The sequence below is a fragment of the Pseudoduganella lurida genome, assembly GCF_007830455.1.
Taxonomy (GTDB): Bacteria; Pseudomonadota; Gammaproteobacteria; order Burkholderiales; family Burkholderiaceae_D; genus Rugamonas; species Rugamonas lurida.
This window is the reverse complement of the sequence record NZ_VLLB01000005.1, coordinates 69134-82046: the sequence shown is the minus strand read 5'-3', so window position 1 is coordinate 82046 and position 12913 is coordinate 69134. Positions and strand designations below refer to the sequence as shown.

General features: G+C 65.6%; 8 protein-coding genes. 2 read left to right on the top strand and 6 right to left on the bottom strand.

Translation table 11 applies throughout. The features are described from left to right. Window positions 1-63 precede the first annotated feature (63 nt). The 6 genes from IP91_RS15125 to IP91_RS15100 form a co-directional block, all read right to left on the bottom strand. Complete coding sequence (locus IP91_RS15125) at window positions 64-1335, bottom strand: MFS transporter (protein WP_145649919.1); 1272 nt, start codon at window positions 1333-1335, stop codon at window positions 64-66. A 54-nt stretch (window positions 1336-1389) separates the two neighbouring features. Further along, the gene (locus tag IP91_RS15120) at window positions 1390-1716 is read right to left on the bottom strand and encodes a thioredoxin family protein (protein ID WP_145649918.1); all 327 of its coding nucleotides are present in this window, start codon (window positions 1714-1716) and stop codon (window positions 1390-1392) included. 276 nt (window positions 1717-1992) lie between these two features. Further along, a complete protein-coding gene (locus tag IP91_RS15115; protein ID WP_145650248.1) occupies window positions 1993-3834 on the bottom strand; it encodes a glycoside hydrolase family 28 protein in 1842 nt (613 codons plus the stop codon). Window positions 3835-3941: 107 nt separating this feature from the next. After that, window positions 3942-5426, bottom strand: coding sequence for a pectinesterase family protein (locus tag IP91_RS15110; protein WP_145649917.1), 1485 nt, complete (start codon window positions 5424-5426; stop codon window positions 3942-3944). After that, entirely contained in the window at window positions 5426-6298 is an 873-nt protein-coding gene (locus IP91_RS15105; RefSeq protein WP_145649916.1) for a rhamnogalacturonan acetylesterase, read from the bottom strand. The genes IP91_RS15110 and IP91_RS15105 overlap by 1 nt, the downstream gene beginning before the upstream one ends. Window positions 6299-6476: 178 nt before the next feature. Beyond that, window positions 6477-9185, bottom strand: a complete 2709-nt coding sequence (locus tag IP91_RS15100) for a TonB-dependent receptor (protein ID WP_145649915.1) — start codon at window positions 9183-9185, stop codon at window positions 6477-6479. A gap of 525 nt (window positions 9186-9710) precedes the next feature. Between IP91_RS15100 and garD the strand changes: the two genes are divergently transcribed. Together garD and IP91_RS15090 are read left to right on the top strand one after the other, a co-directional pair. Beyond that, window positions 9711-11294, top strand: a complete 1584-nt coding sequence (gene garD / locus IP91_RS15095) for a galactarate dehydratase (protein WP_145649914.1) — start codon at window positions 9711-9713, stop codon at window positions 11292-11294. A gap of 113 nt (window positions 11295-11407) precedes the next feature. Beyond that, window positions 11408-12226, top strand: coding sequence for an NAD-dependent epimerase/dehydratase family protein (locus IP91_RS15090; RefSeq protein ID WP_145649913.1), 819 nt, complete (start codon window positions 11408-11410; stop codon window positions 12224-12226). Window positions 12227-12913: the final 687 nt, after the last annotated feature.

Sequence of the window (12913 nt, the reverse complement as noted above, 5' to 3'; positions counted from 1 at the left end):
AAAGGAAGAATCAGCCGAATTCGCCAAGTCGGCAGGGAGCGCGCCCTGCCCATGCCGAAAGTATCAGCTCGAGCGGCGTGTCAGCACCAGCGCGACGAGGCTGAGCAGCGCGGCGGCGGACAGGTAGTAGCCGACGTACTGCAGGCCGTAGGTGGTGGCCAGCTTGGTCGCGATGTACGGCGCCAGCGAGGCCCCCAGGATGCCGGCCAGGTTGAACGTCAGCGAAGCGCCCGTGTACCGCACCTCGGCCGGGAACAGCTCGGACAGCATCGTGCCCAGCGGGCCGTATGTCATGCCCATCAGGCCCAGGCCCAGGCACAGGAAGACCGTCACCTGCACGGCGCTGTGCGAATCGAACAGGGGACCCAGCACGAGGCCGAACAGCGCGATCGCGGCGGACACCCAGATCAGCGTGATGCGCCGGCCATGCCTGTCGGCCAGCAGCGCGGCGGCCGGAATCGTCAGGCCGAAGAACACCACGGCGATCAGCTGCAGGACCAGCATCTGCTGGCGCGAGAAGCCCAGGCCCTGTACACCCCAGTTCAGCGCGAACACCGTCATCAGGTAGAACAGCACGAAGGTGGCCATCGCCATCAGCGTGCCCAGGACCAGCACGCGGGTGTGCTGCGTCAGCACGGCCATGGCCGGCACCTCGACGCGCTCGCCCTGGTCTAGCACCTTCTGGAAGTCGGGCGTCTCGGTGATCTTCAGCCGCACGTACAGGCCGACGAGCACCAGCAGCGCGCTGGCCAGGAACGGGATGCGCCAGCCGTAGCTGAAGAACTGCTCGTCCGTCAGCGTTTCGGACAGCAGCAGGAAGATGCCACCACTGAGGAAGAAGCCGATCGGCGCGCCCAGCTGCGGGAACATGCCGTACCAGGCGCGCTTGCCGGGCGGTGCGTTCTCGGTGGCCAGCAGCACGGCGCCGCCCCACTCGCCACCCAGGCCCAGGCCCTGGCCGAAGCGGCACAGCGCCAGCAGCAGCGGCGCGGCGGCGCCGATCGATGCGTAGGTAGGCAACATGCCGATGACGACCGTGGAGATGCCCATCGTGAGCAGTGCCGCGACCAGTGTGGCCTTGCGGCCGATGCGGTCGCCGAAGTGGCCGAACACGGCCGAGCCCACGGGCCGCGCGAAGAACGCGATGGCGAACGTGGCCAGCGACTGCAGCGTGGCCGCCGTGGGATCGCCGGCGGGGAAAAAGAGTTTCGGGAAGACGAGGACGGCGGCCGTCGCGTAGATGTAGAAATCGAAGAATTCGATCGTCGTGCCGATCAGGCTGGCGAACAGCACGGTGCCGGGCGAGTTGACTCGGCCGGTTTGGGGTTCTTGCATGGTGACTCCGGTACAGGCAGGGACATGACCTCCATGGTCATGCGGTGAAAGCCATCAGCCGGGTAAGCCGATCATGGCAAACGCGTCGCGGATTTCGCCCGCATCTGCCGGACGCACCACGCGCGCCACTTCCTTCCCGTCTTGCAGGAAGATCATGGTCGGCCACAGTTTGACACGGAAGGAACGGCCCAGCAAGCGGCCGGGCCCGTCTTCCACCTTGAAGTGCCTGATGTCGGGATGGTCCGCGTAGGCCTCGGCCAGCAGCGGCTGCGCGGCGCTGCAGTGGCCGCACCAGTTGGTGCCGAATTCGAGGAGGGCGGGGCCGGTCAGGGCGTCGATGTCGGCGCGGGAGGGGGCGGACTCTTGGTAGGTGCGTTCCATGGTGGGGGCTCCGGTGGTTTTGATGGAACCTTACCATGGGGGCGGTCGTGGTGTACGCACCGGAACGGCTGGGGTCAGGCACCGCTGCGGACGCCGCGGATTCTGCGGACGCCATGGATGGCGGTGCCAGACCCCGGTGCGCCGGCGCCATGTGCGACATCCGGCGATTGCGTGGTGGCGGACGCACGGGAAACTGGCGACTCCACAAAATCGGGGACAGGCACCTGCCGCCTGCGGCAGGTGCCTGTCCCCGATGTGCATCCGGCTCCGGTGGCGCTACGCCGACAGCGTGGTGTTGTACTCCTTGCCGCCGATCTTCACGCGATTGAGCTTCAGTCCCTTCACGTTGTAGAGGAACCAGGGCTGCTCGGTGTTGACGGGGGTGCCGAAGTCGCAGTCGCTGATGGTCACGTCCAGCACCGGCACGACGGTGGGCATCGGCTGCGGGCCGTTGTAGTCGGAGGCGACGGGGCCGAGGATGACGATCGCCTGGAAGCACGAGGCTTTCTGGCCTTTCTTGTCGCCCTTCTTCACCTCCACGTTACCGACCGTGACGTTCGAGATCTGCACGTTCTGCACCACCGGCGGCCGGGTGCGCACCGTGTCCGCGGTCGGCGTGTAGTCGCAGTCGAACGTGACGACGGCGCCGGCCGCCGTGGCCACCGTGCGCGATTCGATCGGCGAACCGGGCAGCGATGCGTAGAACGAGGGGCTGGTCTGCACGCCATGCGGGATCTTCACGTTGCGCACGTAGAAGTTCTTCAGGTAGCCGCCGCGGTTCATGTTCGTCTTCAGCCGGATCGCCGTGTTCAGCGGATCGGTGGCCCAGTGGATGTTCTCGAACACCAGGTCCTGCGCATACACGTTCTGGATGCCGCCGGCCATCTCGCTGCCCAGCGTGACGGCGCCGTGGCCGCTCTGCATGATGCACTTCTGGATCACGATGTTCTGCGACGGGCCGTACTGCGTGTCCAGGTCCTTGCCGGCCTTGATGGCGATGCAGTCGTCGCCCGTGTCGAACGTGCAGCCTTCGACCAGCACGGTGTCGCACGCTTCCGGATCGAAGCCGTCGCTGTTCGGGCCCTTGCTGTTGCAGTGCACGTTGCGGATCACCAGGTTACGGCAGTGCACCGGGTGGTGCTGCCAGAACGGCGTGTCCTTCACGTGGTAGCCCTCCAGCAGCACATTGGTGCAGCCGATCAGCTGGATCATCGGCGGGCGCAGCATGTGGCCCAGGCCGAACACGCGCTGCGCCAGCGGCACGCCCGCTTCGGACAGCGCCGGCAGGTACTGCTCGTCCGCGCGCCAGCGGTCGCCTTCGCCCTGGATGTGCAGGCGCTCTTCTTCCGTCAGGTGCGGCGCCACGTCCTTCAGCGACATCGGGTTCAGCGGGTTCGGCACGCGCTGCGTCAGCTGGCCTTCCTTGTAGCCCGGTGTATTGGCCTGCGAGGCCGGGTTGATCGTGCGGTTCTTGCCCTTCCAGGTCCACCAGCAGTCGCCATCCTTGCCGTTGAACGGAATGCCGCCCTGGCCGCTCAGGATGCTGGTCCAGTCCTCGCCCGTCAGCGCGATGTTGTCGGCGCCGTACGCGTAGACCATCGACGCGAAGTTCAGGCAGTCGTTGCTCTGCCAGCGCGAGATGACCAGCCTGCCCTTCTTGCCGCAATCGAATTCGCCGTACTTGGCGTAATCGGTCGGCTGGTTCGAGAACAGCACGTTCGCGCCCTTCTTCAGGTGCACGTGCACGTTCGACAGCAGCACCATCGGACCGGCCACGAACCAGTTCCCGGCCGGGATCACCACGCGGCCGCCGCCGGCCTTGTGGCAGGCGGCGATGGCGGCCGCGATGGCGGGATAGCAGTCGAACGAGCCCGGCGCGTGCGTGCCGATCATCTCCTGGTCGTCGTGCGAGATCCAGCCCTTCACCTGCACCACCTTGCAGGGCTTGGCGCCGAACTGGGTGATGGGGAAGTCCTGCTCGCGGAACTTCAGCGGCTTGCTCAGGCGCCTGGTGATGTCCTGCGCGCGGCCCCACGGGTCGTCCGCGATGGCGGCGTGCGCGCCTCCGGCGATGCCGAAGCCGCCGCCGGCCAGGGCCAGGCTGGCTGCCTGCATCATCGCGCGGCGCTTGTCGTTGACCCTGGATGCATTGACCTCAGATGCGTTGACCTGATTTGCATCGACCCGATTTACATTGTTCATGCTGTCTCCACTCATGCTGCCGACTATTCGTCGGCGTTGTTGAATTCTGCCAGGTAGATCTCGGCTGGCAGGGGCTGCTTCCCGTAGCCCAGGGCGTTGACGGGGTCGAAGCCCGCGTTCTTCAAGTTGGTATAAAAATCGTTCGAGTCGAACTGCGCGGGGCGGTACGACAGCATCCCAGGCGCGTTCCAGTCCGTCCACACGTCGTTGCGGTCGATGTGCCGGCCGATGCGCGAGTTCAGCACGGCCATCTTGCCCACCGTTTCCAGCACGGTCGGCGTGATGGTGCCCTTCGGCGCATTGAACACGCTCGTCTCGCCCAACGTGCACGCGTAGCCCGGTACATTCACGGGCGCATACGGCGAGCAGCGCGAGTTGTGGAACCACTGGCGCGCCAGGTGGAACTTGCCCGCCAGCGAATGGTTCCTGCCGTCGCTGGTGAAGTGCACCTCGTTGAACACGAAGCCATACTTCGTCTTCCAGTTGGTGTTCGGCGCACCCACGAACGACATGGTGCGGTCGCCCAGCGAGCGCACTTCGCTGCGGTAGAAGTAGGCCGTGGTGTCGCCGAAGATGAAGTCGATATCGCCTTCGATGTACGACTTGTGGAAGAAGCTGCGCGCCGTCACGCGCGTCTCGGCCGACTTCAGGTACAGCGTGTCCTGGAAGCCGATCAGGCGGATGTTCTCGAACTGCGCCTTGTCGGCGCCCTCCACCGTCAAAGCCACGGCCTGGTGGCTGACGCGCGCCACGGAGGCGCCGCCCGGCGCGATGGTGCAGGCCGGCGAATCGCGGTTTTCGCTGCACTCGTCGCGTCCGTTGCCGGTGGCCTTGTTGTACGAATTCTCGATGGTCAGGTTGCGGGCCTGGAAGCCCGGGTTGCGCACCCACACCGTCATCGTGCCGCTGGTGGAGATGGTCGGTGCGCGCGCCGTGATCACCGCGTGCATGTCGCGAATCGATGGATCGAGTCTTTCAAACTGCGCGCCGTACCCCTTCACGTAATCGGCCACGGGCACGGCGGCATCGAGGCCGGCGCTGATCACCGTGTCCTGCGCGGCCTTGCCTTCGCCATACAGGGTGATGGGCCGGGCCGATGCGGGAATGTAGACGATCTCGCGGTAGGTACCGGGCTTGACGAGGATGTACTGGCGCTTGCCGTTCGGCTGCGCTGCCGCATCCAGCACGGCGCGGTTGACGGCCTGCTGGACGCTGGTGAAGGATTTGATGCCATCCGGCTTGCCGGTGGTGGCGACCGTGTAGTCGGCCTTGAAGGGCTTGTTCTGTACGAGGGGATCGGCCAGTGGATTCCAGGGGTCGGTGATCTCGCTGCCGGCGCGGCCGGTGGTCTTCAGCACCTCGGCAATGGCAAAGCGCTGCGCGACGTCGGCCGAGACCACGGGGCGCGGCCTTGCCGGCTTGTCCTGGCGCGGTGCCTGCGCCTGCGCGGCGCCCACGGCACCGGCGATGAGCGCGAACGCCAGCGCGCCACGCCGCGTGACGGCCATCAGCGCGCCTCCGGCTTGAAGTAGCGCGCGGTGGCCGGCACGGCGGCCTTCAGCTCGCGCTCGACCATCGTGGCGAAATACTGCGCGCCCTTGGCGCCCACGTGCGTGTAGTCGAACGCGCTTTTCGGCGCACCTTGCGGTTCGGCCGCGGCGGTAGCAGAAGCAGCAGGCATGACGGGGGCGGCAGCGGTGGCGGGCGTGGTGGCGGGAGCGGGAGCAGGCGCGGTGGCGGGAGCAGGAGCAGCACCTGGCGTCGGCCCCGGCACGTAGCCGGGCGGCTTCGGCTCGACGGCAAGCGTGTCGGCTTCCTGTTCGCCCATGGCCTGCACGGCGGCGACGCTCTCCGCGTTCAGGTCCAGCAGCGGCGCTTTTTTTGCGCTGGCGGTGGCGCGGATCACATCGGCCCACGGCACCAGCGTGTTCTCGACGGTGCCGTCGATGAAGCGGCGGCGCGTCAGCGGCGTGACCAGCACGGGCACGCCGCCCAGCGCCCGCGCCTCGTCCACATAGCGGGCGATATTGACGGGGAATTCGGTCTTCAGGTCGGTCGTGCGGCCCGGCTTGCCGGGCTGGTCGTTGTGGCCGAACTGGATCAGGATGTAGGTGGTGCTGTAGGCGCTGCTCCCTTTGAGCAGGCCCTGCACCTCGTCCCAGCGGCCCTCCTTGCGGAAGCTGCCGGAGCTGCGGCCGCCCCTGGCCAGGTTGATGCAGGTGTTGGCGCGTTCCACGCGCGCGCAGAACGCATCGCCGTAGCCGCTGTTGCTGGCCATCGTGGAATCGCCCACGAGAATGAAGCGGACGGGTTTTGTATCGGCTGCCGTGGCGCCGAACGAGCATGCGGCCAGGGCGGCCGCGAGGAGAACCTGTTTCATGTCGAACCTCCCGATGGATCAAAGCCAGGTTGAATCTGGACGCAAAAACCGCGGATGCAAAAATCGGGTCAGACCCGGAGGGTCAGACCCCAGGTCTGCGACACTGGAGCCGAATGCAAAACAGCCGCCGGCTGCGCAGCTTCCGCGGAAGCTGGCAGGTCGGCGGCCGCAGACTCAATTAAAAGTTATACGTTGCGCGCAGGTTGTACGAGCGGCCGATCGGGCTGGCCGCGCTCGACAGGTAGCCGAACGAGTAACCGCTGTGGTTCGTGACCGGCGGGGCGGAATCGAACACGTTGGTGACACCGAACGTCAGCTGCGTGTTCTTGATGCCCTTGTAGCCCACGGTCAGGTTCCACGGCTTGTACGAGTTGATGTCGCGCCAGTACTGCTCGGCCACCAGGTTCTGGTCTTCGTACTTCGAATTGTAGTTCTGCGTGGCCTGCGCCGTGAAGTCGCCCTTCGCCCACGACAGCTTCAGCACGTGCTTCCAGCGGTAGGTGATGATCGGGAAGCTCGACGTGGTGCCGTTCGACGCGGCGCCGAAGCGGCCCACGTTGTCGACCCACGCCTCGCCGTCGAACAGCTGGTTGTCGAACTGCGTCAGGTAGGTGCCGTCCAGCTCCACCTTGAAGTCGCCGTATGGCGTGGCCGGGAAGCGGTAAGCACCGGAGATGTCGATACCGGCCGCCTTCTGGCCACCCAGGTTCATCGTGGTGTTGTTCAGGTACGCCAGCGTGCCGTCGGCATTGCGCACGAAGTAGGACGCGTACTTGGCCGGATCGGTGAAGTACACCTGCTCCGGCAGGTTCGCCAGCATCTTCTTCATGCGGATGTTCCAGTAGTCGAACGACATCGTCAGCGACTTGGTCGGTTCCAGCACGACGCCCAGCGTGTAGCCGCGCGACTTCTCCGGCTCCAGGTTGGCGTTCGAGCCCACCTGCTTCGGCAGCTGCACGTTGCACACTTCCGACGATACATAGCCTGGCAGCGCGGTACCGGTACCGGTCACGCCCGGACGGCCGCCCGGGCACAGCACCGGGTCATCCCAGCGGGACGAGGTCTTGCCGGTGGCGCCCGGCAGGCGGTAGCCGTAGGCATCGAACAGCGTCGGTGCGCGGAAGCCCGTGTTGGCCGAACCGCGGAACATCACGGTCTTGTTCGGCTGCCAGCGGAACGAGGCCTTCGGGTTGATCGTGTTGCCGAAGTCGCTGAAATAGTCGTCGCGCACGGCCACGTTGACATTCAGCGTTTTTGTTACCGGCAGGTCCAGCTCCGTGTAGAGGGCGTACACATTGCGCTGGCCTTCGCCATGCGACGAGGTGCTGTTCAGGTACTGCACTTCGTTCTGGATCGCCAGCTTGTCGTCGCGGGTGGTTTCGTGGTGCATGTCGGCGCCCACGGCGATCGCGGCGTCGCCGCCGGCCATGGCGAACAGCGTGCGGCTGCCGGTCAGGTCCAGGCCCGTGTAGGTGGTGCGCGAATCGCGGTTCTTCTGGCCGTCGACCGAGATCGACTGCAGGTAGTCGCGGCCGGCCTGGTCCTGCAGGCCGAACGGGTTCAGCGTGCCGTTCGACAGGCCGGTGAGGATGCCCTGGCCGCGGAAGAAGCCGTTCTGGTAGTAGTTCTCGCGGTCGGAGATGCCGATCACGAGGCCGCTGCGGTAGTCCCATTCGCCGAACTTGCCTTCGTCGACGAAGGCCAGGCGCTGGTTGACCTGTTTGTCCTTCTGCGTGGCCAGGCCGTAGTCGGCCACCGACCACTGCACCGTCAGCGGTGCGCCGTTCAGGCCCGCCACGGCAGGTACGCCGCCGCTGTTGCCTGGATACCATTTGGACGACGACGGCAGCGTGGCGGACACGCCGTTCACGGCCACCGATTGCGTCGGGTTGCGGGCGGCGATGATGTACGACTGGCCGCGCGTGTATTCGACGGTGAACGTGTGGTCTTCGCTGATCTGCTTGGCGGCGCGGGCGTAGAAGCTGATCTGCTGGTTCTCGTACAGCGCGGTGCCGTATTCGTTGCTGTTGAGCGTACAGGTGTTCTTGGCGCCGATCGTGGAGTACGGCTCCAGGCAGGTGGTGGCGTACGGGTTCTGCGAGTTCTTGTTGGTCGGCGTGGTGAAGTTGGCCGGCGTGGCGTAGCCGCCGCTGCCCAGCGTGCGCGGACGGCCCAGCGATGCCAGCAGCTCGTCCGAGCTGAATTCGGCGCGGTCCTGGGCGGACAGGCGGTTGCGGTCGTGGAAATCGACCGTGGCGTAGGCCGACCAGCCGTCGCGGTTCAGGCTGCCCTTGCCGAACGTGAGGGTGGCGCGGCGTTCGTCGCCACCGCCGCTGCGTTCCGGCGTCACGTACTGGCCGGTGACCTGCACGCCTTCGAATTCGCGCTTGGTGATGAAGTTGACCACGCCGCCGATCGCGTCGGAACCGTAGATCGACGAGGCGCCGTCACGCAGGATCTCGACGCGCTGCAGCGCGGAGAACGGGATCACGTCCAGGTTGGCATAGCCTGCCGAGATGGCTTCGTTGGCCAGGCGGCGGCCGTTCAGCAGCACCAGCGTGCGGTTCACGCCCAGGCCGCGCAGGTTGATGTTGGTACCGGAGCCCGCGTTCGACGGGGCCAGCGACGCCGACTGCGGCAGCGCCATCATCACGTCCGCCAGCGTGGTCATGCCGCGCTGGGTGAATTCTTCCGCCTTGATGCTCGTGACCGGCAGCGCTTCTTCGCTGGCCAGCCGCTTGATCGAGGAACCCGTCACCTCGACGCGCTGCATGGAGGCTTCCTGGGCGGCCTCCTGTGCGGCGGCCTGGTTCGCGATGGCCAGTACGGCCAGGGCGATCGAGGTCAGTACCAGCCGTGGCTGGCCGAGGGTTTCACGCTTGTTCATGCTTGTCTCCTGAGGCATTTCAAAGGTCCCGCGCCGGGCGCATGCGTGTGCCGTCGGCGGCACCGGGTGGTGCAGTCGCGGCCTGGCTGGCTGACGGGAATGTGGGGTTGGGTAGAACTCAGCGCGCGGTTCTGTCGCGCAATGGCGCGCAGGACCGGCTGGCTGGAGGGGTGGTTCGCTGGTACATCGTGTCTCCTTCGGGCTCCGCGAGGCGGGCACCGCTTTGCATTACTTATTTACGTTACTTATATAGACTGCTTTTACAGCATTGTTCTATAGGTATTTTTTGCGTATTTTTTTGGCTTGCTTCTGGTGTTACGATTTTCCGGATGAAGCTATTGTTTTTGAAGATTTCATCTGGTCAGGCCATTCTAAAGCGGTCAGACCAAAACCGCAATGTGGACTAGCCAAATTTTTTGGCATCTGGCATACTGCCCTCACAGACAATCCGCCGGCATGTTCCCCTTCGTTGCCAGAACACAACAAAATACGACGCGCGGCCGGCCTTCCCTCCAGGAATACGAAATGACAGCCAGCATCCCCTCAGCGAGCACCCCGCGCCGTATCCTCATGCACGTCAACGACAATGTGGCGATCGTCGTCAACGATGGCGGCCTGCCGGCGGGCACCGTCTTCGAAGATGGCCTGACCCTCGTCGAAAACGTCCCGCAGGGCCACAAGGTGGCGCTGAAGGCGATTCCGAAGGGCGAGCCGATCCTGCGCTACAACGTGATCATCGGGCGTGCAGTGCAGGACATCCCGCAGGGCAGCTGGGTTGCCGAGGGGCTGATCGAGATGCCGCCGGCGCGCGAGCTGGACAACCTGCCGATCAGCACCGTGAAGGTGCCGCCGCTCGAGCCGCTGGAAGGCTACACGTTCCAGGGTTATCGCAATGAAGACGGCACCGTGGGCACCCGCAATATCCTGGCCATCACGACCACCGTGCAGTGCGTTGCCGGCGTGGTGGACTTCGCCGTGAAGCGCATCAAGGCCGAGCTGCTGCCGCGCTATCCGAACGTGGACGACGTGGTGGGCCTCGAGCACACCTACGGCTGCGGCGTGGCCATCGAGGCGCCCGGCGCCAACATCCCGATCCGCACCATCCACAACATCAGCAAGAACCCGAACTTCGGTGGGCAGGCCATGGTCGTGTCGCTGGGCTGCGAGAAGCTGCAGCCGACGCGCCTGTTCCCCGCCAATTCGATCCAGATCCGCCGCAAGGACGACACGATCGCCACCGAGCCGCCCGTGGTCTGCCTGCAGGATGCCGGCAACGTGGGCTTCATGTCGATGATCGAATCGATCATGAAGACGGCCGAGGCGCAGCTCGAAGTGCTCAACAAGCGCCAGCGCGTGACCTGCCCTGCTTCCGACCTGGTGGTGGGCGTGCAGTGCGGCGGCAGCGATGCGTTCTCCGGCGTGACGGCCAATCCGGCCGTCGGTTTCGCCACCGACCTGCTGGTGCGGGCCGGCGCCAGCGTGATGTTCTCCGAAGTGACGGAAGTGCGTGACGGCATCGACCAGTTGACCTCGCGCGCCGCCACGCCGGAAGTGGCGGAAGAAATGATCCGCGAGATGGCATGGTATGACGCTTATCTGACGCGCGGTGGCGTCGACCGCAGTGCCAACACCACGCCGGGCAACAAGAAGGGCGGGCTGTCGAACATCGTCGAGAAGGCCATGGGCTCGATCGTCAAGTCCGGCAGCGTGCCGATCACCGGCGTGCTGTCGCCGGGCGAGAAGCTCACGACCAAGGGCGTGAAGGGCCTGATCTACACGGCCACGCCGGCCTCCGACTTCATCTGCGGCACGCTGCAGCTGGCCGCCGGCATGAACCTGCACGTGTTCACCACCGGCCGCGGCACGCCGTACGGCCTGGCCGAGTGCCCCGTCATCAAGGTCGCCACGCGCGACGACCTGGCGCGCCGCTGGCACGACCTGATGGACGTGAACGCGGGCCGCATCGCCACCGGCGACGCCACCATCGAAAGCGTGGGCTGGGAACTGTTCCAGCTGCTGCTCGATACGGCCAGCGGCAAGAAGACCTGGGCCGAGCAGTGGAAGCTGTACAACGCGCTCGTGCTGTTCAACCCGGCGCCGGTGACGTAAATCCAGGCATCTATCCAGGCATCTGATCAAGCGGTTGAGCCGCTTGCCGGGACGGATTGGGTTAGCATGCCCTTTTGCGATGTTCGACAAGATTAAAGAAAACAGAGACGACGATGACGACGACGAAAAAACCTTTCAAGCGCCTGCTGCTGACGGGCGCTGCCGGCGGCCTGGGTAAAATCCTGCGCGAGCGGATCAAGCCATGGGCGGACGTGGTGCGCCTCTCCGACATCGGCGACATGGGCGAGGCCGGCGAAGGCGAAGAGATCTTCCAGGCCGACCTGGCCGATAAAGCCGCCGTGCTGAAGATGGTCGAGGGCGTGGATGCGATCCTGCACTTCGGCGGCATCTCCACCGAGAACACGTTCGAGAACATCATGTTCGCGAACATCCAGGGCACGTACAACATCTACGAAGCGGCGCACCGCCACGGCGTGAAGCGCATCGTGTTCGCGTCGTCGAACCACGCGATCGGCTTCTATCCGCAGACGCAGGTGATCGATGCGGACGATCCGCCCCGTCCGGACAGCATGTATGGCATCTCGAAGGTGTTCGGTGAACAGCTGTCGCGCTACTACTTCGACCGCGCTGGCATCGAGACCGTCTGCCTGCGCATCGGCTCGTCGTTCCCGGCCGTGAACAATCCGCGCATGATGAGTACCTGGCTGTCTTACGATGACCTGGTGGAAGCACTGCGCGTGTCGCTGCTCACGCCGCGCGTGGGCCACACGATCCTGTTCGGCGCTTCGAACAACAAGCGCCAGTGGTGGGACAACCGCAAGGCTGCGCACCTGGGCTTCCAGCCGAAGGATTCGTCCGAACAGTTCCGCGGCGATGTGCCGGAGACGGGCGTGTATCCGGCGGAGGACGATGCGTCGGCGAACTATCATGGTGGCAAGTTCATCTTTGATGGGCCGATGTACAAGGATTGAGGTTGATGGCTTGATGGCTTGATGGCTTGATGGCTTGATGCCGGTAGCTTGATACAGCATGGATAAGGGACGGGGCGCTTGATGCGCTCCGTTTTTTTTGCGCTGGTGTTTTGTGGGCCTGCGCGGCATGGGTTGATGGGTCGACTTTCGTGGCCGGCGGTCGGCGCCGGGTCGATGACGATGGTGTGCATGCTTTGGGCGGGCAGGAGGGATGGCGGTATGCGGGCGTTGCGGGGATGGATGCCTGGGAATGGATGCGGGGCGGTGTACTGTCGCGTAGAAGGGCGGCCGTGGGGACGGTGCAGGATAGTGGAGGCGGCGCGGTGGCGCGGTGGCACGGTGCTGGCGTGACGACGGCAGCGCTTATGCAGTGGTGCGGTGGTGCGCCGACGTGCTGACGCGGCGGCGGCGCTAACGCAGTGGCTTGGTGGCTTGGTGGCTTGGTGGCTTGGTGGCTTGGTGGCTTGGTGGCTTGGTGGCGTCGTGGCGCGGTGCCGTTGGTTGTGTCGGCGTCGGCGGCGGCGTCGGCGGTGGGGTCGGCGGTGGGGTCGGCGGTGGCGTGGGCGGTGGCGGTGGCGTGGGCGGTGGCGGTGGCGTGGGCGGTGGCGTGGGCGGTGGCGTGGGCGGTGGCGGTGGCGGTGGCGGTGGCGGTGGCGGTGGCGGTGGCGGTGGCGGTGGCGGTGGCGC